The sequence below is a fragment of the Microbacterium xylanilyticum genome (assembly GCF_054654695.1).
This window is the reverse complement of sequence record NZ_BAAIEN010000002.1, coordinates 2,568,491-2,589,244: the sequence shown is the minus strand read 5'-3', so window position 1 is coordinate 2,589,244 and position 20,754 is coordinate 2,568,491. Positions and strand designations below refer to the sequence as shown.

General features: G+C 72.1%; 26 protein-coding genes. 10 read left to right on the top strand and 16 right to left on the bottom strand.

Annotated elements, in window-relative coordinates; all coding sequences use genetic code 11:
- Positions 1-35 precede the first annotated feature (35 nt).
- Complete coding sequence (locus ACYQ1L_RS13070; RefSeq protein WP_460004525.1) at positions 36-176, top strand: hypothetical protein; 141 nt, start codon at positions 36-38, stop codon at positions 174-176.
- A gap of 94 nt (positions 177-270) precedes the next feature.
- Positions 271-441 carry a hypothetical protein gene (locus tag ACYQ1L_RS13065; RefSeq protein ID WP_460004524.1) on the top strand — a complete coding sequence of 57 codons (171 nt, stop codon included), beginning with the start codon at positions 271-273 and terminating at the stop codon, positions 439-441.
- Positions 442-482: 41 nt separating this feature from the next.
- Here the strand turns inward: ACYQ1L_RS13065 and ACYQ1L_RS13060 are convergent, their stop codons facing one another.
- The 12 genes from ACYQ1L_RS13060 to ACYQ1L_RS13005 all read right to left on the bottom strand — a co-directional run bounded on the left by ACYQ1L_RS13060 (position 483) and on the right by ACYQ1L_RS13005 (position 8,545).
- A complete protein-coding gene (locus ACYQ1L_RS13060; protein WP_460004523.1) occupies positions 483-914 on the bottom strand; it encodes a hypothetical protein in 432 nt (143 codons plus the stop codon).
- A complete protein-coding gene (locus ACYQ1L_RS13055) occupies positions 914-2,314 on the bottom strand; it encodes an arsenate reductase/protein-tyrosine-phosphatase family protein (protein ID WP_460004522.1) in 1,401 nt (466 codons plus the stop codon). The genes ACYQ1L_RS13060 and ACYQ1L_RS13055 overlap by 1 nt, the downstream gene beginning before the upstream one ends.
- A complete protein-coding gene (locus tag ACYQ1L_RS13050) occupies positions 2,311-2,721 on the bottom strand; it encodes a hypothetical protein (protein ID WP_460004521.1) in 411 nt (136 codons plus the stop codon). Before ACYQ1L_RS13050 ends, ACYQ1L_RS13055 begins: the two co-directional genes overlap by 4 nt.
- A complete protein-coding gene (locus ACYQ1L_RS13045; protein WP_460004520.1) occupies positions 2,718-3,686 on the bottom strand; it encodes a hypothetical protein in 969 nt (322 codons plus the stop codon). Before ACYQ1L_RS13045 ends, ACYQ1L_RS13050 begins: the two co-directional genes overlap by 4 nt.
- 12 nt (positions 3,687-3,698) lie before the next feature.
- A complete protein-coding gene (locus ACYQ1L_RS13040) occupies positions 3,699-4,010 on the bottom strand; it encodes a hypothetical protein (protein ID WP_460004519.1) in 312 nt (103 codons plus the stop codon).
- Positions 4,007-4,315: a hypothetical protein gene (locus ACYQ1L_RS13035; protein WP_460004518.1), complete on the bottom strand. Its 309-nt coding sequence runs from the start codon at positions 4,313-4,315 to the stop codon at positions 4,007-4,009. Before ACYQ1L_RS13035 ends, ACYQ1L_RS13040 begins: the two co-directional genes overlap by 4 nt.
- A complete protein-coding gene (locus tag ACYQ1L_RS13030; protein ID WP_460004517.1) occupies positions 4,312-4,602 on the bottom strand; it encodes a hypothetical protein in 291 nt (96 codons plus the stop codon). Before ACYQ1L_RS13030 ends, ACYQ1L_RS13035 begins: the two co-directional genes overlap by 4 nt.
- On the bottom strand, positions 4,595-6,166 hold the full coding sequence (locus ACYQ1L_RS13025) for an AAA family ATPase (protein ID WP_460004516.1): 1,572 nt from the start codon (positions 6,164-6,166) through the stop codon (positions 4,595-4,597). The genes ACYQ1L_RS13030 and ACYQ1L_RS13025 overlap by 8 nt, the downstream gene beginning before the upstream one ends.
- A complete protein-coding gene (locus ACYQ1L_RS13020; protein ID WP_460004515.1) occupies positions 6,163-6,540 on the bottom strand; it encodes a hypothetical protein in 378 nt (125 codons plus the stop codon). The genes ACYQ1L_RS13025 and ACYQ1L_RS13020 overlap by 4 nt, the downstream gene beginning before the upstream one ends.
- A complete protein-coding gene (locus ACYQ1L_RS13015; RefSeq protein ID WP_460004514.1) occupies positions 6,540-6,674 on the bottom strand; it encodes a hypothetical protein in 135 nt (44 codons plus the stop codon). The genes ACYQ1L_RS13020 and ACYQ1L_RS13015 overlap by 1 nt, the downstream gene beginning before the upstream one ends.
- On the bottom strand, positions 6,671-6,883 hold the full coding sequence (locus tag ACYQ1L_RS13010; RefSeq protein ID WP_460004513.1) for a hypothetical protein: 213 nt from the start codon (positions 6,881-6,883) through the stop codon (positions 6,671-6,673). Before ACYQ1L_RS13010 ends, ACYQ1L_RS13015 begins: the two co-directional genes overlap by 4 nt.
- Positions 6,884-7,069: 186 nt before the next feature.
- Positions 7,070-8,545 carry a recombinase family protein gene (locus tag ACYQ1L_RS13005; RefSeq protein ID WP_460004512.1) on the bottom strand — a complete coding sequence of 492 codons (1,476 nt, stop codon included), beginning with the start codon at positions 8,543-8,545 and terminating at the stop codon, positions 7,070-7,072.
- A gap of 125 nt (positions 8,546-8,670) precedes the next feature.
- On the opposite strand from ACYQ1L_RS13005, the gene ACYQ1L_RS13000 reads away from it, so the two are divergent.
- From ACYQ1L_RS13000 to ACYQ1L_RS12990, 3 genes are all read left to right on the top strand, one after another.
- Positions 8,671-9,087 (top strand): TadE/TadG family type IV pilus assembly protein, encoded by a 417-nt coding sequence (locus ACYQ1L_RS13000; RefSeq protein ID WP_460004511.1) that lies wholly within the window; start codon positions 8,671-8,673, stop codon positions 9,085-9,087.
- A 106-nt stretch (positions 9,088-9,193) separates the two neighbouring features.
- Positions 9,194-9,580, top strand: a complete 387-nt coding sequence (locus tag ACYQ1L_RS12995; protein ID WP_460004510.1) for a TadE family protein — start codon at positions 9,194-9,196, stop codon at positions 9,578-9,580.
- The gene (locus ACYQ1L_RS12990; RefSeq protein WP_460004509.1) at positions 9,577-10,059 is read left to right on the top strand and encodes a pilus assembly protein TadG-related protein; all 483 of its coding nucleotides are present in this window, start codon (positions 9,577-9,579) and stop codon (positions 10,057-10,059) included. Before ACYQ1L_RS12995 ends, ACYQ1L_RS12990 begins: the two co-directional genes overlap by 4 nt.
- A gap of 68 nt (positions 10,060-10,127) precedes the next feature.
- On the opposite strand, the gene ACYQ1L_RS12985 is transcribed toward ACYQ1L_RS12990, so the two are convergent.
- From ACYQ1L_RS12985 to ACYQ1L_RS12975, 3 genes are all read right to left on the bottom strand, one after another.
- Positions 10,128-11,624 (bottom strand): bifunctional phosphatase PAP2/diacylglycerol kinase family protein, encoded by a 1,497-nt coding sequence (locus ACYQ1L_RS12985; RefSeq protein ID WP_460004508.1) that lies wholly within the window; start codon positions 11,622-11,624, stop codon positions 10,128-10,130.
- A gap of 76 nt (positions 11,625-11,700) precedes the next feature.
- Complete coding sequence (locus tag ACYQ1L_RS12980) at positions 11,701-12,951, bottom strand: MFS transporter (protein ID WP_460005822.1); 1,251 nt, start codon at positions 12,949-12,951, stop codon at positions 11,701-11,703.
- A 58-nt stretch (positions 12,952-13,009) separates the two neighbouring features.
- A complete protein-coding gene (locus ACYQ1L_RS12975) occupies positions 13,010-14,263 on the bottom strand; it encodes an HNH endonuclease signature motif containing protein (RefSeq protein ID WP_460004507.1) in 1,254 nt (417 codons plus the stop codon).
- Positions 14,264-14,390: 127 nt separating this feature from the next.
- On the opposite strand from ACYQ1L_RS12975, the gene prfB reads away from it, so the two are divergent.
- From prfB to smpB, 5 genes are all read left to right on the top strand, one after another.
- Positions 14,391-15,503 (top strand): peptide chain release factor 2, encoded by a 1,113-nt coding sequence (gene prfB, locus ACYQ1L_RS12970; RefSeq protein ID WP_460004506.1) that lies wholly within the window; start codon positions 14,391-14,393, stop codon positions 15,501-15,503.
- Positions 15,504-15,601: 98 nt separating this feature from the next.
- Positions 15,602-16,228: a C40 family peptidase gene (locus ACYQ1L_RS12965; RefSeq protein WP_460004505.1), complete on the top strand. Its 627-nt coding sequence runs from the start codon at positions 15,602-15,604 to the stop codon at positions 16,226-16,228.
- 91 nt (positions 16,229-16,319) lie between these two features.
- The gene (gene ftsE / locus ACYQ1L_RS12960; RefSeq protein ID WP_460004504.1) at positions 16,320-17,300 is read left to right on the top strand and encodes a cell division ATP-binding protein FtsE; all 981 of its coding nucleotides are present in this window, start codon (positions 16,320-16,322) and stop codon (positions 17,298-17,300) included.
- Complete coding sequence (ftsX, locus tag ACYQ1L_RS12955; protein WP_460004503.1) at positions 17,297-18,211, top strand: permease-like cell division protein FtsX; 915 nt, start codon at positions 17,297-17,299, stop codon at positions 18,209-18,211. The genes ftsE and ftsX overlap by 4 nt, the downstream gene beginning before the upstream one ends.
- Before the next feature lie 51 nt (positions 18,212-18,262).
- Complete coding sequence (gene smpB, locus ACYQ1L_RS12950) at positions 18,263-18,739, top strand: SsrA-binding protein SmpB (RefSeq protein WP_460004502.1); 477 nt, start codon at positions 18,263-18,265, stop codon at positions 18,737-18,739.
- Positions 18,740-18,754: 15 nt separating this feature from the next.
- On the opposite strand, the gene ACYQ1L_RS12945 is transcribed toward smpB, so the two are convergent.
- A complete protein-coding gene (locus ACYQ1L_RS12945; RefSeq protein WP_460004501.1) occupies positions 18,755-20,653 on the bottom strand; it encodes a S9 family peptidase in 1,899 nt (632 codons plus the stop codon).
- Between the last annotated feature and the right edge of the window lie 101 nt (positions 20,654-20,754).

The following is a 20,754-nucleotide window of genomic DNA, read 5'->3' as shown; positions in this document are numbered from 1 at the left end:
GTCTCACGGACCCCGCATCCACGAAAGGAATCCCCATGTCTGCAGATCGCGCATCGGCTCACCTCACCCGCCTCGAACCGTCATCGTTCGTCTCCGACGATCCCGAACGCGGCGACGTGCCCGGCTGGGTGCTGATCACGTTGATGACGGCAGGACTACCCGCGGTAACGATATGAGAGTAATTAGCCCGCGATGCCGCGCCAGCAGCGGGGAGTCGCCACCGCCGCCTCGACCCTACGTGCGGGCGCGCGGTTTGAGAGAGGCGCGAGCATGACCTACGTCGACGATTTCGGGAGCACCGAGCCGCGATGCCCGGAGTGCGGCGTCGTGATGCGCGGCGAGGCGGGCGGCTGGACGTGCCCGGAGTGCCGCCGCTTCGAACCCGTCGAGCAGGGACCGTTACCGCCGCCGTTTGACGGCCCGGCGATCAGAGGCGGATAGAGCCACCGTGCCGAGGATGCGCCACCCCGGCACGGTGGCGGTCAGTGCTCGTCGTCGTCGACGACCTCGGCGTCCAGCACGTCGAGCGGAGCGGGCGCGGCCAGCTTGCCACCGGTCGCGCGGAAGGCGAGAAGCTGCTCCAGCAGCAGCGCGCGGCTCTCCTCGAGAGACGGCTGGGCGCGGGTGATCCCGGCGCGGTCGAGAATCGAGTTGGCGGCGCGTACGCGCACGGCCTCGCTCTGGCCCTGGACCATCACGCGTGCGAGCGTCCCGATCGCAGGCTCGACGAGAGACGCGAGGCGCAGCGCCGCCTTCCGCTTCACGCTCGGAGCGCCACCGCCGTGGAAGCGGCAGACGGTGCCGCCGGGGATCGGCCGGTTGCCGCAGCGCTCCCCGGTCGAGCGAGCGTGCGCCGTGCAGCGGCGACGACCACCGTCCATGGGGTCGGTGGCTTCTACGGGGTGGTTGCCCATCATCGGCTCCTTTCGAGAGAGCACACGACGTCGAGCACGTCGGCGCAGACACCGGCGATCCGCCGGTGCGCGTCCTGGTAGAGCGCAGCCGAGCCGCGCCAGGGATTCGGGACATGCGCCACGCGCACCTGCGCGGACGCATCCACGGTCGCCACGATCCGCCGCACCACCTCGCCGACCTCGCGGTCCAGCACCACGATCAGGTCGGCGCGGCCGATCTCGCGGAGCGAGACGTGACGGGCGCGGTGCTCGGAGCCGTCCAGCCCGTGCCGAGCCGCCTCGGCGAGCGACCCGGCATCCATCGCACTCCCGGCCTCGACGGCGACCCCGCCCGAGGCGACCTCCACCGCCACGCCCGCCTGCGCAGCCATGTCGCGCAGCAGCAGCTCCGCGGTGGGCGACCGGCAGATGTTGCCCGCGCAGACGAACAGCACGCGCACCGGCCGATCCGGCAGCAGGTCGCACACCTCCGGCCACGACGCCGCGAAGCCGGGATGCAGCGCCCGCTTCGCCACCTCGGCGACAGGCACCCACTCGTGGCCCGACGACTCCCAGGTCGTACCCGGCGCACCGACGCCGCGGGCGCGCTTGCGCAGCTTCGCGACGTGCGTGGTGAACCGCCACCCGTCGACCGGTTCGGCCCGGTGCCGCACCTTCGCCACCTTGAGATCACCCCGGCCGATGCCGCACTCCTCGGCGACCTCGCGCAGGGCCGCCTCGAGGCTCGTCTCGCCACGCTCCACCGCCCCGGCGGGGATCGACCAGGTGCCGCCCGCCTGGACCCAACTCGAGCGCCGCTGCAGCAGCACGCGGCCGCGATCGTGGATGAGCAGCCCCGCCCCGGAGCGACCCCACGTCGACATGCCCGGCACCGCGCCCGGCCGCAGCTCGACCACCGCCGCGTCCTCGGGAAGGTCGAGCACGTACTCGATGTTGCCGCCGGGGTGCTCCGCCTTCGCCAGCACCCACTCCGGCTCAGCGCGCACCGTCCAGATCGCCGAGCGCAGCCCGTCGGCGGCGTGGATCGCCTGGAACATCTCGGCCCACGATCGATCCGGCGTCCAGGCCATGCCGCGCTCGTGGCCGGGCGTCGCCGCGCGGTAGAGCACGATCGGCGAGCGGGGCCGGAGCCGAGGCAGGCGCAGACCGACCTGCAGATACCCGGTCGCGGCGAACCAGCGCCGCCACTCCTCCCGAGGCGCAGCGATCTCTGGCCGCCATGCGCGACCCCGCCCCGGCGTGCCGGTGACCCACGCGACGATCAGCGCCGTGCCGAAGCGGTCCAGCGCTGCCTCGCTGGGCGCATCCCCGAGCCGGGCGAAGTCCGCCCGCACGTCAGCGACCGACGGCGGCGCGATCGAGCGCACCGCGAGCAGCATCGCCACGTCTGCCGCGCTCATGACAGCCCCTCGGCCGAGGCGCATCCGCTGCAGAGCTGGATCGCCACGACTGCACCGGCCGCCGTGAGCAGCTCGGCGGAGTGCATCCCGTCCGCCCGAGCGACGTCGCAGCGCAGGCAGGTGCGCTTCCGACCCGCCTCGATCTCGTTGCGGATCGAGCGAGCGCACGCCGCGCATGAGGCGAGGCGCTGGGCGGCGAAGATCACGACGCCGTCGAATTCGTCGAACTCCCGAGCGAGCCGCGTGTGCGAGCAGTAGCTCATCGGCGAGAGGCCCGAGCCGGGCACGAGCGCGAGCACCACGTCAGCCCAGACACGATCCAGGAACGGCGACTCCGGAGCCGCGAAGTCTTCGCCCGCCGCCTCGGCGCGGTCCAGCAGCGCCGTCCACGCCAGCCGGGCGCTCATCGTGCACCCGCGTTCACGTAGCCGCGCTCCTGCACGTCGGCGAGGTCGCGCCGCAGCGCATCGGCGTCGACGTGCGCCCACGGCTCCGCGTTCGGCGGCGTGCCGTCCGGCAGAGCGCCCCAGCCGATCACCCGCATGTCGATCGCGTCGAGAGCGAAGGTGCGCGTCATCCCGAGGTGCTGCAGCAGCGCGCGGCGCATTGCCGTCTGACCCACGGAGCCGACGTCGGCGAGCACGTCGCTGCAGCGCCCGCAGACGTCGCCCTCCACCGCCCCCGCCGAGGGGCGGCCACCGAGCGCGCGCGTCGACGCCGAGAGCGCCTCCCAGGCGTCGGCGGCCGCGACACCGCAGAGCAGGCAGCCGCGGCGCGCCGAGTCGGCGGGCGGGCCGAGCGGCACCGCGGCCGGTGCGGCCAGGCGCGACCGCAGTAGAGCCGCCAGGGCGTCGCGCGCCGCCTGGCGCAGCTCGTCGCCGACGTGGGCGAAGGGCGCGGCGTTCGCGACGCCGAGACGGGCGTCGGACGCCTGCACAGGCGCGAAGCGGGTCGACCACAGCGCGGCCGCACCGGCGACGTTCAGGTGCTCGAGCGCGGCGGAGAGATCCCGCGGCGAAGCGAGACGCACGGCAGTCCCAATGACGCCCTCGACGGCGAGCACCGCCTCGAGCCGGTCGACGACGAGGGACCGGGAGCCGAGGCGCGAGGCGAACGCCCCGAACGCGTCGACGGCAGCACGGGCACGCTCGAGGCGGCCACGGCACAAAGCGCAGCGGGTGACGGCCAGCGAGCGCTGCGGCGTCAGCTCGCGCACGCCGAGACGCGGATCGTCGACGGCGGAGATCGTCAGCTCGACGACGTCGCGCTGCAGATGCGGACCCTCGACGGCGACACCGCAGACCCCGCAGGGCAGCAGCGAGCCGGAAAGCTGGACGGCGACCGGGACGGCCGCGGAGGTGGGAACGGACATGAGAGAACTCCTTCAGAAGCGGGACAGCAGAGCGATCGCGTGCGGGTCGGTGATGGGCACGCCGTTCACGACGACGCGAGGCGTCGGAGCGGTGGAGCGCTGTGCGGCGCTGTGCGCGCCTGAAACGGGCGCGGCGGCCGGTGGTACCTGCCGAGGCGGTTTCGGCCGCGGTGCGCGACGCTGGGCGGCTGTCGCAGCCGCCCGCGCCTCAGCCGCCGCCTCACGCTCGGCGATCGCAGCGCGGCGGGCCGATGACGCCTGCTCGACGGCGAGGCGATCGGCGCGGGCGTCGACGAAGCCGACGAGGCCCGAGCGGCGGCTCATGATGCATCTCCGAGAGCATCCGCGACCGCCAGCAGCGCTTTACGCGCCCGCGCCAGCTTCGCCTCGGCCTGACGCGCTCGACGAGCTGCAGCACCCTCGCGCCGCTGGCGGTTGTCGGCGGCAACATGGTGGGCGAGAGCGAACGCGCTGCGCTCGGGATGCACCTCGAGCACCTCATCGACGCCGTCATCCAGATCGCATGCGCTGAACGGATCAGCGCCGCAGCGCGGGCAAGCGACGGCGAGGGCGATCCTCCGTGCGCGGCCGCGATCCGACGTCGACAGCGGCAGCCCCTCGCCGTTCACGACGCCACCGCCGACGACCGACGCCGCACGCGCTCGCCGCAGGCACCCGAGCCACGGCCGCCGACCGAGCCGAAGCACGGCACGCCGACGGCTGCGGCATGAGCGGTGCACGCCACCGCGAGCGACGCAGGCAGCACCGCCGCAGCGGCGACGCGAGCGTGCACGACCTCGACCGGCACCGGCTGAGCCTCGACCCAGCCACCGGGCGGAGCAGCCGGAGCGCTCGGCTCCTGACGCAGCCCTTCCTCGATCCGGCGCACCGAGACGCCGGGCAGTCGACTAACCACGATTTCCTCCTTCGCTAAAGGCCTTCGATTTCTTCGCCTTAGCCGGAACCTCGCGGCCCGGCACGGTTTCAGCACCATCCCCGAACCGAACCTCGCCGCGACTCGCCCTATAGGCGAGGTTCGCGAGGTTCGGGAAGTTCGCGGCGGCGAGGTTCCGCGAGGTTCGCGAGGTTACGAACTCAGCCGCCTCGTCAGGCTTAAGGTCGCCGATCCGGTAGCCATAACCACCGCCGCGACCGGTGCGCTGCTCCTTCACGACGGTGCCGTCCTGCCACAGCGCCTTGAGAGCGAGCCGCACCACGTCACGAGAGCCGTCGACACCACGCTCGATCTCGGCACCGGACGCGCCGGGGTGGCTGGCGACGAACTCGACGACGCCCGGCGCGACCGCAGCCATGTCGCGATAGAGCTTCCCCTCGCGGCGGTTGCCCTCGCCGAGCACGAGCGCGCGGGTGGCGGGATCGAACTCGAGGCGACCCTCCGGCACGGCGACGTCGCGGCCGAACGCCGAGAAGAACCGATCCGAGGCCGGGTCGTTGGCGTCCTCGCGGGCGATCCGCCAGGTGGCATCCGGCCAGTCGAGGAAGCGGGAGTCGCCGCGCGAGCGCTCGCCGCCGTGGCCGGTGTGGTGCACGGCCACGCACTCGGGCGAGACGCCCTCCTCGGGACCGATCAGCGCCAGCAGCTCGTCGAGCGCGACGGTGAAGCGGCCGCCGTCGCGGTTCTCGTCGAGGCCGAGCGCGTCGAGGATCGGGCGGATGCAGTCGACGACCACGACGTCGCAGCGCCCGATGTGCGCGGCCCAGCGGCGGCGGCCCTCGGCGGTCAGAATGTCGAACGACGAGACGCGGCCGCGCAGCGAGACGACCTCGATACGCTTCGCCTTGTCGATGCCGTGGTCGCTCAGCCACGCCCGCAGCGTCCGCGGGTCCAGCTCGTCGTCGACGAGCACGATGCGCTTCGCCCGGCGCACCTCGAAGCGACCGAGGAACGCGGCCCCGTCGGCCAGCGACCGCAGCAGGTTCCCGACGATCGTCGACTTGCCCGCCTTGTGCGGTGCGGCCAGCAGCGCGCGAGCACCCGCGGCGAGCAGTCCCTCGATCCGCCACGCCACCTCGGCGTCGTCGTCCTGCTCGAGCAGATCCCGCAGCGACGTGACGGCGGGCAGGTCGCCAGGCACGCGAGGCAGCAGGGAGCGCAGCGCGTCCTCGACGTCGGAGACGCGCGAGCGGGTCGGATTCCACTGCTTGAACGCGCCCGGCTCGTCGTCGCCCGCCACCTCGCGATCGCGGAAGACGCCGAGGCCCAGCGTCTCGTACAGGCCGCGACGCAGCTCGTCGGCGGGCACCTGCTCGGCCTCGCCGGTGACACCTTCGCGCCACCACGACCCCTCGCCGAAGGCGTAGCCCTCCAGCCACGGCAGCGACCGGTGCACGAGCAGCCGTGCCGTCTCGTAGGGCGCGCCGGGCGGCGGCCAGACGTGAGCGCCGAGCCGCTGCGCCTCGGTGGCGTAGCTCTCCTCGGGCGCAGCCGCAGCGGGCGCGGCATCCCGCTTCTTGCTCATGACGCCACCTCGCCCGGCAGCACGTCCTCGGACCAGCCGACGACGACGCGCTCGATCGAGGACCACGGCACCAGCGAGACGACCTCGGAGCCGTCGAGCACCGCGTGACCGGGCACGACGAGCAGCAGGCCGGTGCGGTCGGTGGCCTTCACGCGACCCGTGACGTCGCATAGGCCAGCGTCGAGCGCGGACCCGGTGAACCGGACGCAGACGAGCTGGCCACGCAGCGCGCGGCGGGCGTCGGCGAACTCGGAGAGATAGCGCGCCAGGACCGCATGTCCGCACCCCGTGAGAGGATGGGAACCGGTCGCGTCGCAACGACTTTCCTGAACCGCCCTGGTCGCCACAACCGGGGCGGTTTCGTTCGCGCGCATCAGCTCACCGCCGCCGGAGTCGAGTGGCGGAGGATCGCGGCGATGCGCTCGGCCTGCGCATCGGTAAGCGGGGGAGCAGCAGAGGTCGCCGAGGCGACGAACTGCTCGAGCGCAGCAGCGGCCGAGGCGATCATCGCGCACCGGCCTTCAGGCGGGCGGCGAGCTGCGCCGCGTGCTCAGCCTTCAGCGGCGCGCCAGAGGCGGCCAGAGCCGAGTCGATCGCCGCCGAGATTTTGGCGGCAGCGAGGTCGCGACGAAGGTCCGTCGCTTCCGGGGAGTCCGGTCCATACCGGCGGACCGCTGCACCGTAGCGGCCCGTGACAACGCGGGGTCGGGCGTCCATTTCTCTTCCAAACGGTTCCTACGGGAACCCGCTGGAGGAGGACGGTGGCGACCTTCTCAGTGGCGATGCGGGGCGGTGCTGCTGACAAGTTACAGCCTAGCCGCTACTACGCCCTGATCGCAAGTCGGAAATGGCCTCTGATCAGGTCATATATTAGGTGACGTCGATATCGCCGCTGACCAGCCGCTAGTCCATTTCGGCGTCGCGCCAGGCGACCTGCAGCCGCGAGAGGTCGGGCACCGGGTTGCCCTCGGCGTCGAGCGGGCGGCGGCCGCGCTTGGCCTTCGCCACGGTCACCTGCAGGCCCAGCTCGTCGATCACGCGGCGACGCTCGAGCACCGGCAGCGACCGCCACCGCTTCGGCATGGCGCGGCTGAGCGCGAGGTCGGTGAGCGGGGAGTGCCGCCGCATCGCCGCCAGGCGCGCGCTGAGCGCCTCAATCCGCTCGGCAAGGGCATCCAGCCGCTCCCGCGCTTCCCGACGCGCCAGGTGGCCGTCTGCGATCAGGTCGACGATCGCCTCGCGCCGCGAGCGGAGGTCGGCCAGCTCGGTCAGCACCGGCTCCGTGTCCGGCGCGGTGCGCAGCGCCTTGAGCACCCGCTTGTCGCGCAGCCGCTCGAGCACGACGGCCTCGACGGCAGGCTCCACGTCGCGCGCCAGCACCGAGACGCACCAGCCCGCCACGCACTGATAGCTCATCTGCGTGCGACGCGAGCCGTCCGCGTTCTTCCGGTACTCGGGGCGCGCCAGCAGGCGCTCGCCGCAGACGTCGCAGACGAGCAGCCCGGAGAGCAGGTGCTTGGTCGCGTTCGACCACCCGTGAGGCTTCGCGCGGCCGTCGCGGGTGGCGAGGTAGTCGCCCCACGTCCGCTCGTCGATCAGCGGCGTCCATTGCGGCTCGGCCTCGAGCCGCTCGCCCGCGTAGGTCACGATCCCGGCGTAGCGCTCGTTGCGCAGCAGCGAGCGAACCCGCGTCATAGACCAGGCGGTGCGCTCGGCGGGGATGCCACCGGTGCCGATCGTCGGCACGCCGCGCTCGTTCCAGTCGTTCGCGATCGCGTAATACGTCTCGCCCGCGATGTAGCGGCGATAGCCCTCGCGCACGATCTCGGCCTCGGCCTCGACGACCACCACGCGACCGTCGCGGCGCTCATAGCCGTAGGGGCGGCGCGAGAAGTGCCAGTGCCCGGATTCGGCGCGCTGGCGGTTCGCCGACTGCTGACGCGCGGCCTTCTGCTCCGTCTCGTACTGCGACCACGCCGCCACGGTGCGAGCCACCGCGCGACCGGCCGGGGTGGCGAGGTCCAGGCCACCGCGGGACGACGCAACGAAGTGCACGTCGACGCCGAGGTCGATCACGCGCTCGAGGTCGGAGGTGAGCCGGAGCAGGCGGTCCTGGTGCCACGCCACGATCGACTCGGGGTGGTCGCGGAGCATCGCCTCGAACTCGGGGCGCACGCGACCGCTGGTGGCGGAGACGTCGTTGTCGACGTAGACCCGCGCGACCTCGAGGCCGAGCTTCCGCGCGAGGGTGCGGCACTCGCGCTCCTGGCGCTCGACGCCGAGGCCTTCGCCGGTGCGGTCCTGCGAGATGCGGAGGTAGATCACGCACGTCTCCGCGCCGAGGTCGAGGGAGAGAGGGCGAGTTGAGCGTCGAGCCATGACGAAATAATACCCTCACAGCGATACAACTGCGCTCGTCGTCCTGATCTGGGCCGTGGCCGGTCCTGCGCTCACGAACCTGTTCGAGCAGGCCATCGCACGCGTGAGCGGACTCTGACCGCACCATGAGCGTCGGACGGCGAGGTGTCGACGTGCTCGGCGACGACCGGGGATCCAGCCCGGTCGAGTTCGTGCTCGTCGGTGCGCTGCTGACCGCGCTCACCCTGGCCGTGCTGCAGTTCGCGCTCGCCGTGTACGTGCGCAACGTGGTGCACGACGCCGCCGTCGAGGGCGCGCACGTCGCAGCGCTCGCCGATACCGACCCGGGTGAGGGCGTGCAGCGCACCGCCCTCGTCATCGGTCGTGCCATCGGTGCGGAGTACGCGCGCGACGTCAGCGTGCGCGAGACGGCGGCGCTGGGCGTGCCCACGATGGAGGTGACGGTGCGCACCACGCTCCCGCTCATCGGTCTGCTCGGGGTGCCCTCGGGGTTGGAGGTGACCGGCCGTGCTCCCGTGGAGTCGTTCACCGAAGCGGACTGATGCGCGGGGCGCGCCGGCCGGTGCGCCAGACGGTCCGACATCGGCTCACCCGCGCGTCCCCGGCAGCGAGGACGGATCCGCGGCCCTGGAGTTCATCGGGCTCGGCGTGATCCTGCTCGTGCCGCTGGTGTACCTCGTGCTCGCGCTCGGGGCGATCCAGGGGCAGCTGCTCGGCGCGGAGTCCGCGGCCCGGCACGCGGCCCGCATGATGAGCGCCGCCTCGGACGGCGCGGAGGCTTCGGCCCGCGCCGATGCGGCGGTGAGATCGGCGATCGAGGAGTACGGCATGGATGCGGGATCCGTCGACGTCGACATTCAGTGCGCGCCGGCGGGCGCCGCGTGCCCCTCCGCGGGGGCGACGGTCGTCGTCACCGTCACGGCGAAGGTCGCGCTGCCGTTCGTCCCACCTGTGTTCGGCCTGGACCGGATCGGGACGGTCCCCGTGCAGGCGGCGTCGGCGTACAAGGTCTCGCGCACGTGGACGGGCGGATGAGCGCCGCCGGCGTGCACCGGCCGGAGTCCGGGCCCGGGCTCGGGGGCGGGCTACGCAGGGCCGGCGCGGCCCTGTTCCGCGACGACCGGGGAAGCACGATGCCGCTGATCCTCGGCTACCTCGTGCTCGCGATCGCCCTCATCTACGTGTGCGTCTGCGCGACCGATCTGTACATCGCGCAGAAGCGCCTCGACTCCGTGGCCGACGCGGCGGCGCTCGCCGGCGCGGACGGCTTCCGGCTGCAGGTCGACGGTGCGGCGATCCGCGCGGAACTGGAGGATGCCGCGATCGCCGAGCAGGCGACCGCAGTGATCGGCGTGCTCGCCGACGGCACGGAACTGGTGTCCGCAGGCAGCCCGGATGGTCTCTCCGCCCGGGTGACCGTGCGGACGACGTGGACGCCTCCGCTGCTCAGCGAACTCCTGCCGCCGATGGTGACGATCCAGTCGATCGGCACGAGCCGCACCGCACTGGAGTGACATCGCCCGCGCCCGTGCTCGCGGCACGCCGATGCTGACAGGGCCCGCCCCGGCGTCCGCGATGCGCGTCAGTCGCCGTGGGGCATCCGGTAGACGGTCAGCGCCCGTCGGACGGCGCGGATCCGCAGCAGGTCGCTCGCCTCGCCGACCTCGCCGTCGCGGGTGACGCGCTCCGAGCCCTGAGGGAGGGCGATCTCGAGCTCCGGCGCCGACACCTCGTGATACTGCTTCACGCGGGCCAGCTGCCCCGTGAGCGTCGCCAGCAGCACGACGAAGCGCGACCACCGTGTCGACACGTCCAGGATCCGCAGATCCAGGAGACCGTCCTGCAGGTCTTCGCGCACGCTCGGCGCGAAGCCGTGCGGCTGGTATTGGCCGTTCCCGATGAAGAGCAGGCTCGACTCGCGGGTCCTGCCGTCGACCGTCACCGTGATGGCGCGATCCTTCCGCATGGTCCGCCAGCCGGCGACGAGCGCCGCGAGCGGCTTGCCGATGCGCTTCTCCAGGCGCTCACGGATGCGCACGAAATCGGTGTAGGCGCCGACGCTGGCGGTGTTGAGGAAGATCCTGTCGTTCAGGTAGGCGACATCCACCGTCGTCGCGCTGCCGCGCCGGATCGCCCGCACGGTGCGGCTCGTGCGATCGGCGCCGATGGCGCGGGCGAAGTGGTTGAACGTTCCGGCCGGGAACACGGCCAGAGGGATGCCGCGGTCGATGGCCGCCTCCGCGGCGGCCGCGATGGTGCCGTCGCCGCCGGCGACCGCGAGCACCTCGGCCCCGGCCGCGGCGCGTCGCATCGCGGCCTGCACGTCGTCCGACCCCTGCAGCTCGAGGATCCTCATCCGGGGCAGGGCTCGGCGCAGGCTCCGGGTGAGCGCCGCACCGCGACCGCTGTGCGCGGCCGGGTTGACGACGAGCACCACGCCCTCGCCACGTGGACGCGGCGGCAGCTCGTCCAACTCGCGCGGCGCGGGTGCTGCCGGCGGCGGGACGGGCGGCACGAGCCGCCGGCCGATCGCCGCCACCGTGCCGCCGAGGACGAAGCCGGCCGCGACGTCGGAGGGATAGTGCGCGCCGGTGGCGACCCGGGAGAAGCCGACGAGCCCCGCCAGCACGCCCAGCGGCACCGCGGCTGCGGGCATCTCCGCGGAGACGCCCGCCGCGAAGGCCGCCGCACTCGCGGAGTGCCCGCTCGGGAAGGAGGAGGACAGCGGTGCGCGGCGGGAGAGCCGGAGCAGCGGGATGAGGTCGCGGATCGGCCGCTGCCGGTGGTGCAGGCGCTTGGCGAGCTGGTTCGCGATGAGGCTGGTCGCGCCCAGCGTGACCACGCCGCGCAGGGCGCCGCGGCGGGCGCGGCTGCGGCCGGTGAGGTACATCCCTCCGGCGATCACGAGCCAGAGCACGGAGTGGTCCGCCGCGTTGGTCAGCCTCGGCATCCACCGGTCCAGAATCGGGCTCGGCGTCGATGCGACCGCCGAGAACACCGCCGCGTCCAGCGCGTGGATCTGCTCGCGTGCGCTCGCCGCGCCGGCGCGGATCCGCCACGGGTTCCTCCTGGGTGCCATCGGATACCTCCTCGCACTCACGCTAGCGAAGGCGCCGCGCAGCAGAGACCGCCCTTGCGGCGGGGAGCGACGACCGCTAGCGCCGTGGCACGAACCGCGGGATGAAGCGCAGGAACCCGATCGCGCCCAGGATCCCGATCGCTCCCATGATCGCCGCGCCGATCGCGAGCGAGCTCAGAGCTGCGATGCCGGAGAAGAGCAGGGGAGCGACGGCCCCGCCCGCATCGGTCAGCGTGCGCCAGGATCCGAGGAACGCCGCCGGTTCCGACTGCGGCGCGACGTCCGCACCGAGCGTCAGCAGGATGCCGCTGGACAGCCCGTTGCCGACGCCGAGCACCGCGGCGATCATGCCGAACCACAGCACCTTCGTGTCGGCGTCGTGCGTGAGCGACAGCGTGAGGAAGCCCAGGCCCATGAGCACCATCGCGGGCAGGGCCGCCCACAGCCGGCCGAACCGGTCCATCACCTGGCCGCTCGCGTAGAACAGGGCGAAGTCGATCGCCCCGGACACACCCACCACGAGCGCGATCGACGAGGCGTCCAGTCCGATCGACACGCCCCACAGCGGCAGCACCACCTGCCGCGCCGAGCGCACGGCCGACAGGCTCGCCGCGGCGAGCCCCAGGCGCGAGAGCACCCCGCGGTTGCGCCACATGGTGCGGAAGACGCCCGCGCGCTCGACCGTGGGGATCGAGCCGCTCACCGCCTCGCCGGTGTCCTCGGGCTCCGCGGGCTCACGGTCCGCGGCGGCGGCCTGTGCCTCCGGATCCGGCCCGAACAATACGAGCACGACCAGCGCGACCAGGCACACCGCGAAGAACCACAGCGCGGCGTTCTCGGTGTGGAACAGCCCGAGCAGCGCCGCCGCGAGGAACGGCCCCACGAACATGCCCGCGCGGAAGGACCCGCCGAGCAGCGACAGCGCACGGGCGCGGAATTCGAGGGGCACACGCGTCGTCATGAACGCGTGCCGGGCGAGCCCGAACGCCGCCGCCGACATGCCGACCACAAACACGGCGATCGTGAACACCACGAGGCTCGGGGCGAGCGCCCCCGCCGCCACTCCGACCAGCGAGAGCGCACCCGCGATCACCATGGTGTGCCGCTCGCCGACCCGGGAGACGAGCCAGCCCGCAGGGATGTTGCCGCACAGCTGGCCCACGACCAGTGCGGAGGCGATGAGGCCGGCTGAGGCGAGCGTCGCCCCACGGCCGGCCGCGATCACCGGGATCAGCGGCACCACGGCGCCCTCGCCGAGCGAGAACAGCAGCGTGGGCAGGTACACCATCGGACCGAACTTCCACAGCACCGCCGACGCTCGAACCATCACGGCTCCACGCTAGTCCGGGGGCATGTCGTGGCTATGCGCAACCTGGGTGATCCGATCAGAACGGTGCGGGTGCGGGTGCCGAACTGCGGAATCCGGTCGGCGTGACGACTTCGACCGTGCGTTCCTCGGGTCTCGTGCGGTATCTCACCCGGGTGCGATGTCGCGTCCGATGATCGCGTGGGCAGAGCGGGCGCAACTGACGCAGGTCGGTCGTGCCACCGTCGGCCCAGGGCCGGTCGTGGTCGAAGTCGGCGTCGATCGCGAGCCTGCTGCAGCCGTCCCGGGAGCAAGTGCCGTATTGGAGGATGAGCCAGTCCCGCTGCGCCCTGGTCGGACGGTAGGTGCGCCGATCCATGTCGACGATGACGCCCTTGATCGGATCCGTGATGACCCGGTGGAAGGATTCCGCGTCGAGGAACATCTGCCGCGCCGTGAGCGGGTCGATCGGCCCGACCCCGACGATCTCCGCCTGCTCCGGGGGTACCGGCACACCGGCCAGCAGCTGCGCCGGAATCGTCACGAACACCTTCGTCTTCACAGCGGTCGCGGTGCCTGCACCGGTCAGCCAGGCGATGGCGAGATCGGCGCGGATCTGGTCGCGGGTGCGACCATGGCGCTCGGTCTTCTGCAGATGCTTCGCGGTCGCCGACAGGCGCCGGTACGCGGCGTGCAGCTCGGCGGTCGGGCCGTAGACGGTCAGCCACGACATGCCGTCCCCCGCATCAGTGAACGACACGCCCCGGTGCTCCATCGCCCGGGTGTGACGCTGCGTGGTCCGATCGCCGAGCAGCCGGTCGACCAGGGCGCGCACCTTGCGCCGCAGTAGCGAGGGCGGGCACGTCAACACCCATCCGGACGCAGCCTCGTCAGCCGCGGCGATGGCCCTGCGGGCCGCCTCGCGAACCTCATCCGGCGCGCCGTCGGGCGCCTGCAGCACCCGCACCCGCGACACGACATCCAGCACGGCGGCAGGGGAGGCGAACCCTTCGGAGGCGCGCTCCCACAGGGCAGGCATCAGCGACTTCACGAACTCGGCGGTCGCCTGCATGCTGCGCACGTGGTCTTCGGACAGCTGCAGCCGCAGCGCGATGTCGAGCACCGCGGCGCGCTCCGCGACCTTGGGATCCGCATCGTGCGTGTAGACATCCGGGTTCCGGCGGGCGAGCTCGATCACCTCGAGGATCCGCTCGGAGCGCAGGGCTGCCTGCCGGTTCGCCTCATTGTCGTTGCGCGCGAGATCGCCCAGCACGTGGCCGACGATCTCCGCTGCGGACGCGTGCCGCGGGGTCTGCTCGTCGGTGGGTTCCATGCGTCCAGTATAGTACAAAGATTCGAATAAGGCGAGAGGTTGGGCAGAAGTTCCGGGATCCCACACGGCCGGACGCGGCGTCCGTGCGGTTCGCCACGGCGCGCCCGCGCGATACGCTGGTAGCGCCATGCTCGAACTTGATCTCTCCGCCGAAATCGCGGCCCTCCGTCAGACCTTCGGCGACATCCGCGAGGTCGTCGACGTCACCTCTCTCCGTGCCGACATCGAACGCCTCAGCGAGGAGGCCGGCGCGCCGGATCTCTGGGACGACCCGGAGAAGGCGCAGAAGGTGACCAGCGCCCTCAGTCATCGCCAGGCCGAGCTCAAGCGCGTCACCGAGGTGGAGCAGCGTCTCGACGATCTCGAGGTGCTCATCGAGCTCGCCAACGAGATGGAGGACGAGGACTCCGCTGCCGAGGCGCGCGCCGAGCTCGCGTCGCTCACCGAGACCATCAACCAGCTCGAGGTGCAGACCCTGCTCGACGGCGAGTACGACGAGCGCGCCGCGATCGTCACGATCCGCTCGGGTGCGGGCGGAGACGACGCCACCGACTTCGCCGAGATGCTGCTGCGCATGTACCTGCGCTGGGCCGAGCGCCACAAGTATCCCGTGAAGGTCATGGACACGTCCTACGCCGAGGGCGCGGGCATCAAGTCCACGACGTTCGAGGTCGACGCGCCGTACGCGTTCGGCACGCTCTCGGTCGAGGCCGGCACCCATCGCCTCGCCCGGATCAGCCCGTTCGGCTCGGCCGACAAGCGCCAGACGTCCTTCGCCGCGGTCGAGGTCATCCCGCTCATGGAGGAGGCGACCGAGGTCGACATCCCCGAGGGCGACATCCGCGTCGACGTCTTCCGCTCCTCCGGCCCCGGCGGCCAGTCGGTCAACACGACCGACTCAGCCGTGCGCATCACGCACCTCCCGACCGGCATCGTCGTCTCGATGCAGAACGAGAAGTCTCAGATCCAGAACCGCGCCGCCGCCATGCGCGTGCTGCAGACCCGCCTCCTGCTGCTGCAGAAGGAGGAGGAGGCCGCCAAGAAGAAGGAGCTCGCGGGGAACATCACCGCGAGCTGGGGCGACCAGATGCGCTCCTACTTCCTGTACGGCCAGCAGCTCGTCAAGGACCTGCGCACCGGCTACGAGTCCGGCAACCCGTCGACCGTCTTCGACGGCGATCTCGACGGTTTCATCTCGGCCGGGATCCGCTGGCGCAAGCGCAAGGACGACGACGACTGAGCGAGCTCCGGCTCGCACCCGCTCAGGGGCTTCCCAGTGACGTCGGACGGGATTGCCCGTAAGGTGGTCTCCCGATGACTGTGGCACGGAGATTCCCGATGACTGTGACACGGAAGACGGCGGCAGGCTGCGCCATCGCGGCCCTGATCGTGCCTCTCGCGGCGACGGCGGCGTTCGCCTTCCCGTCCGTGGACGCAGCGGCTCCCCGCCGTGCGGTGTCTCTCGTGGTGGACCCGCAGAGCTACACGGTCGCATCCGCTGCGCAGGAGCCGGTCACCGCCCGCGCAGCATTCGACGTGTACACGCCTCCGGCCCCTGCGCCGGTGGCGGATCCGGCGCCCGCCGCTGCGTCCGCCGGGGCGGCCGCCGGCCCGCAGTCTTACTCGGGGGAGGCCGTCGTCGCATACGCGGAGACCTTCGTCGGCGTGGTGCCCTACGGCTGGGGCAACGACCCGAGCGACTCCTTCGGCTGCGACGGTCTGACCCAGTACGTGTTCGGCCACTTCGGCATCAGCCTGCCGCGGGGCGCGGACAACCAGGCCGCGCTCGGCACCGTGATCTCCGCCGACGAGGCCAGAGCCGGGGATCTCGTGTGGTGGCCCGGGCGGCACATCGGCATCTGGGACGGCGCCGGAGGGATCATCGACTCGCCTGACTGGGGACGCTACGTCGAGCACCACGCTCCCTGGGCGAGCTCCGGCCCGCCGATCTTCGTCCGGCTCTGAGAGCCGTCCCAGCGACCTCATAGTCGGGAACCCGCCGCGGTGGGGTGTCGCTCGCCCGCAGCGGGCGGTGCCCGCTTAGGCTCGACACGCCATGATCCGATTCGAGAACGTCACCAAGCGCTATCGCGGCACCGAGCGTCCCGCGCTCTCCGGGGTCGATTTCGAGGTGCAGCGAGGCGAGTTCGTCTTCCTCGTCGGCGCGTCGGGATCCGGGAAGAGCTCCTGCCTCCAGCTCATCCTCCGGGAGGAGTCGCCCACCTCGGGCCGCGTCGCCGTGCTCGGGCGCGACCTGAAGTCCATCGCGAACCGCAAGGTCCCCTACTTCCGCCGCAGCATCGGATCCGTCTTCCAGGACTTCCGGCTGCTGCCCTCGAAGACCCTCTATCAGAACGTCGCCTTCACCCTGCAGGTCACCGGCGCCTCGCGCGGGTTCATCCAGCAGGCGGTGCCCGAGGCGCTGGCGCTCGTCGGGCTCAGCGGCAAGGAGAAGCGCCTCCCGCACGAGCTCTCCGGCGGCGAGCAGCAGCGAGTTGCGATCGCCCGGGCCATCGTGAACCGCTCGCAGATCGTGCTCGCCGACGAGCCGACCGGAAACCTCGACCCGGGAACCTCTGTCGACATCATGCAGCTGCTGGCGCGCATCAACGCCGGCGGGACCACCGTGGTCATGGCCACGCACGAAGCCGCGTTCGTCGACCAGATGCAGCGCCGGGTGATCGAGCTGCGCGACGGCGAGATGGTGCGCGACGAGGTCGGCGGCGGCTACGGCGACACGTCGAACGTCCCTCGCCTCGAGCCCGAGGCCATCCGCGGCGCCGCCGCCACCGCGGCGCTGCAGACCGTGCGCGAAGTGCATCGCGCGACCGAGGCGGCGATCGCCGAGCCGGTCGCCCCGCCTGCGCCCGTCGAGGAGCCGCGGACCCCGGCGCCGCCGACGATGAAGCCCGCCGACGACGCGCCTCCGACGACGCATCCGATCACCGTGCCCGCGATCGATGTGGCCGAGCTCGGAGTGGCCGACCGGCTGGGGCTGGCAGAACGCGACGACGACGAAGTGGGGCCGACGTCATGAGGTTCGGACTCATCCTCGGCGAGGCGCTGACCGGCCTGCGCCGCAACGCCTCCATGGTCATCTCCGTCGTGCTGGTGACGTTCGTGTCGCTCACGTTCGTGGGCGCCGCCATCCTCATGCAGGCGCAGATCGGCACGATGCGCGCCTACTGGCAGGACCGCGCGCAGGTCGCGATCTACATGTGCTCCTCGGTGTCCACCTCGCCGGGCTGCGTCGGCGGCGTCGCCACAGATGACCAGATCAAGGCCGTGCAGGCCGAGCTCGACGGCGCGACGCTCAAGCCGCTGATCAGCAAGAGCACCTTCCAGACCGCGGACCAGGCGTATCAGGAGACGCTGAAGCTCGTCGGCAAGGACTACGCGGGGGTGCTCACGCCCGACCAGGTCAACGCCGTCTTCAAGGTCAACCTCAAGGATCAGACGCAGTCGGCCGTCATCGCCGAGGCGTTCCACGACGTCAAGGGCGTGGACGAGGTGAAGGACCAGCTCGAATACCTGGATCCGCTCTTCAACGCGCTCACCGTCGCCACCTACATCGCGGTCGGAATCGCCGTGCTCATGCTCGTCGCCGCGGTGCTGCTGATCGGCACCACGATCCGCCTCTCCGCCTACGCGCGGCGGCGCGAGATCGGGATCATGCGCCTGGTCGGCGCCTCGAACCGCTTCATCCAGACGCCGTTCGTGCTCGAGGGCGTGTTCGCGGCGGTGATCGGATCCGTGCTCGCCAGCGCCGCCGTGCTGCTCGGCGTGCACTTCGGCGTGCAGGAGTACCTGACCAAGCGAGTGGGGTTCATCACGACGTGGGTGGGCCTCGACGACGCGCTGCTCGTCGTACCCGTGCTCATCGGCATCGGAGTGGTGCTCGCCGCGCTCAGCGCCGGGTTCGCGATCCGCCGCTGGCTGCGCGCCTGATAGGCTGACAGGCTGCCGTGCGCCCGCACGGCGCAGAATCAGGAGATCGCCATGCCCAGGGAACGCGGGGAGAAGGTCGTCGCGACCAATCGTCGCGCACGTCACGACTACAACCTCGACAAGTCGTACGAGGCGGGACTCGTGCTCACGGGCACCGAGGTGAAGTCGCTGCGCCAGGGGCGCGCGAATCTGACCGACGGATACGCGTACATCAAGGGCGGCGAAGCCTTCCTCGACGCCGTGCACATCCCGGAGTACTCCCAGGGGCACTGGACGAACCACTCGGCCAAGCGGATCCGCAAGCTCCTGCTGCACAAGGAGGAGATCGCGAAGCTCTCGCACGCGGTCTCCGCCGGCGGCTACACGCTGATCCCGCTCAAGCTGTACTTCTCCGACGGACGCGCCAAGGTCGAGATCGCGCTGGCCAAGGGCAAGCGCGAGTACGACAAGCGGCAGGCCCTGCGCGAGCGCCAGGACTCCCGCGAGGCGGAGCGCGCCATGCGCACCCGCAACCGCCTCGGGGAGTGACTCCCCGGTGGGCGGCTAGGGCGTCGGCTCGAACCCGAACACCTCGCCGAGGAAGCGCAGCTCCGCCTCCGCGGCCGCGATGATCGTCTCCGCCTGCCGGAACCCGTGGCCCTCACCGGGGAACAGCAGGTAGTCGTGCCGCACCCCGCGCGCGGCGAGCGCATCGCGGATCGCCTCGGACTGCGAGGGCGGGACGACGGCGTCGTCCGCGCCCTGCAGGATGAGCACGGGCACGTCGATGCGATCGGCGTGGGTGAGCGGCGAGCGATCGATGTAGGTCTGCTCGGCCTCGGGCAGCGGCCCCACGAGACCGTCGAGGTAGTGGCGCTCGAAGTCGTGGGTCTCTGCCGCGAGCAGGCGCAGATCCGCGACGCCGTACCGGTCGATGCCCGCGGCGAACACTCCGCCGCGCACGAGCGCGGAGAGCACCGTCCAGCCGCCGGCCGAGCCGCCGCGGATCGCGATGCGGCGGGGGTCGGCGAGGCCGGCGTCGGCGAGGCCCTGCGCCGCGGCGAGCACGTCGTCCACGTCGACGACGCCCCACGCGCCGTCCAGGCGCTTCCGGTAGGCGCGGCCGTAGCCGGTCGATCCGCCGTAGTTCACCTCGAGCACGCCGATGCCGCGGCTGGTGAAGTAGGTGATCCAGCCCGCCTGCGCGCCCGCCGCGTGCGCCGTGGGCCCGCCGTGCACCTGCACGATGTACGGCGGCAGGGCGCCCGCGTCGGGGGTGACGTCGGGGTTCGCCGGCGCGTGGTCGAACGCGTGCACGGGGCCGTGCGGGCCGTCGAACGTCACCGGGCGCGCGCCTCGCACCCAGGCCGGATCCACCGGATCCCCGCCGCGGATCGCCCGCGCGGTGCCCGCATCGATGTCCAGCTCCCAGAGGCCGGGGGTGACGCGTCGTCCCTGACCCGTGATCAGGACCCGGGATCCCCGGGAGTCCTCCAGGCTGAGATCCGCGTCGAAGGGCACCTCGAGCTCCCGGATCACCGTGCCGTCGCGATCCAGCAGCGCGAGGGAGTCCGAGCCGTTCGTGCGGACGGCGAGGATCCGGCCGTCGTCGAGGATCCGGAACCAGCGCTGGCCGAGCACCCAGAGCCCGCCGCCGGTGTCGGCGTCGGCCACCGCGAACTCGTCGCGGATCGCCGGGCGGATCTGGTCCGAGGGAGCGGGACGATGGTCCAGGCGCGCGCGGTGCAGGTTCCAGCGGCCGGTCCCGTCGTCCGCGAACAGCACCTCGTCGTCGGAGAGCCACTCCGGCTGCAGCGCTGCCCGGGACGGGATGAGGCGATGCCCTCCGTCGAGGTCGGCGATGACGCCCGTCGCGTTGTCCCACGGCATGCGACTCTCAGACCAGTGGACGAACGCGAGTCGCGCACCGTCGGGTGAGAGCGACGGGTGCGCGAAGAATCCGGAACCGCTGTAGACCGCGCGGATGGCTCCGTCGTCCTCCGCCGCGGCGCCGTCGACCGGGATCTCCACGATGGCCCGCTCGTGCGGATCCGGGCGCAGATCCTCCCGCACCGCGAACAGCCGCCCCTGCTGCAGGCGGAGCCCGCCGTACTGCGGGCCGGGTGCGGTGAGCGGCACGGGCGCGTCGGCGCCCCGATCCCACCGGCGGACGCGCTGATCCTCGCCGTCGACGAAGAAGAGCGTGCCGTCGTCCGCGACCGTCCACGCACCGCCGCCGTACTCGTGCACCCGGGAGCGTGCGCTCCACGGCGCGGGCAGCACCTCCTGCACGCCGTCCTCCGGGTCGAGCCGGAGCACGCGCATGCGGCCGCGCTCATGCGGCACCGACTCGCTCCAGTGGATCCCGTCCGCGGCGTAGCGGGCGCCGTCGATCCGGATGCCGGCGGTGGCCAGGTCGGCGGCGGACAGCGGCGAGGGCCAGGAACCGTATGCAGCGCTCATGCTTCGAGCCTAGAAGAGCGCGTGCCGACACATGGTGAAACAGAGAATGCGCCGCCTGCCGGTGCCGCCTAGCGTGGGGGGACCGCCCCCGATGCAGGAGA

Excerpts from the sequence above, each read along its gene's own strand:
- ACYQ1L_RS13070 (WP_460004525.1), top strand. The coding sequence starts at position 36 with ATGTCTGCAGATCGCGCATCGGCTCACCTCACCCGCCTCGAACCGTCA.
- ACYQ1L_RS13065 (WP_460004524.1), top strand. The coding sequence starts at position 271 with ATGACCTACGTCGACGATTTCGGGAGCACCGAGCCGCGATGCCCGGAG.
- ACYQ1L_RS13060 (WP_460004523.1), bottom strand. The coding sequence starts at position 914 with ATGGGCAACCACCCCGTAGAAGCCACCGACCCCATGGACGGTGGTCGT.
- ACYQ1L_RS13055 (WP_460004522.1), bottom strand. The coding sequence starts at position 2,314 with ATGAGCGCGGCAGACGTGGCGATGCTGCTCGCGGTGCGCTCGATCGCG.
- ACYQ1L_RS13050 (WP_460004521.1), bottom strand. The coding sequence starts at position 2,721 with ATGAGCGCCCGGCTGGCGTGGACGGCGCTGCTGGACCGCGCCGAGGCG.
- ACYQ1L_RS13045 (WP_460004520.1), bottom strand. The coding sequence starts at position 3,686 with ATGTCCGTTCCCACCTCCGCGGCCGTCCCGGTCGCCGTCCAGCTTTCC.
- ACYQ1L_RS13040 (WP_460004519.1), bottom strand. The coding sequence starts at position 4,010 with ATGAGCCGCCGCTCGGGCCTCGTCGGCTTCGTCGACGCCCGCGCCGAT.
- ACYQ1L_RS13025 (WP_460004516.1), bottom strand. The coding sequence starts at position 6,166 with ATGAGCAAGAAGCGGGATGCCGCGCCCGCTGCGGCTGCGCCCGAGGAG.
- ACYQ1L_RS13020 (WP_460004515.1), bottom strand. The coding sequence starts at position 6,540 with ATGCGCGCGAACGAAACCGCCCCGGTTGTGGCGACCAGGGCGGTTCAG.
- ACYQ1L_RS13015 (WP_460004514.1), bottom strand. The coding sequence starts at position 6,674 with ATGATCGCCTCGGCCGCTGCTGCGCTCGAGCAGTTCGTCGCCTCGGCG.
- ACYQ1L_RS13010 (WP_460004513.1), bottom strand. The coding sequence starts at position 6,883 with ATGGACGCCCGACCCCGCGTTGTCACGGGCCGCTACGGTGCAGCGGTC.
- ACYQ1L_RS13005 (WP_460004512.1), bottom strand. The coding sequence starts at position 8,545 with ATGGCTCGACGCTCAACTCGCCCTCTCTCCCTCGACCTCGGCGCGGAG.
- ACYQ1L_RS13000 (WP_460004511.1), top strand. The coding sequence starts at position 8,671 with ATGAGCGTCGGACGGCGAGGTGTCGACGTGCTCGGCGACGACCGGGGA.
- ACYQ1L_RS12990 (WP_460004509.1), top strand. The coding sequence starts at position 9,577 with ATGAGCGCCGCCGGCGTGCACCGGCCGGAGTCCGGGCCCGGGCTCGGG.
- ACYQ1L_RS12985 (WP_460004508.1), bottom strand. The coding sequence starts at position 11,624 with ATGGCACCCAGGAGGAACCCGTGGCGGATCCGCGCCGGCGCGGCGAGC.
- ACYQ1L_RS12980 (WP_460005822.1), bottom strand. The coding sequence starts at position 12,951 with ATGGTTCGAGCGTCGGCGGTGCTGTGGAAGTTCGGTCCGATGGTGTAC.
- ACYQ1L_RS12975 (WP_460004507.1), bottom strand. The coding sequence starts at position 14,263 with ATGGAACCCACCGACGAGCAGACCCCGCGGCACGCGTCCGCAGCGGAG.
- prfB (WP_460004506.1), top strand. The coding sequence starts at position 14,391 with ATGCTCGAACTTGATCTCTCCGCCGAAATCGCGGCCCTCCGTCAGACC.
- ACYQ1L_RS12965 (WP_460004505.1), top strand. The coding sequence starts at position 15,602 with ATGACTGTGACACGGAAGACGGCGGCAGGCTGCGCCATCGCGGCCCTG.
- ftsE (WP_460004504.1), top strand. The coding sequence starts at position 16,320 with ATGATCCGATTCGAGAACGTCACCAAGCGCTATCGCGGCACCGAGCGT.
- ftsX (WP_460004503.1), top strand. The coding sequence starts at position 17,297 with ATGAGGTTCGGACTCATCCTCGGCGAGGCGCTGACCGGCCTGCGCCGC.
- smpB (WP_460004502.1), top strand. The coding sequence starts at position 18,263 with ATGCCCAGGGAACGCGGGGAGAAGGTCGTCGCGACCAATCGTCGCGCA.
- ACYQ1L_RS12945 (WP_460004501.1), bottom strand. The coding sequence starts at position 20,653 with ATGAGCGCTGCATACGGTTCCTGGCCCTCGCCGCTGTCCGCCGCCGAC.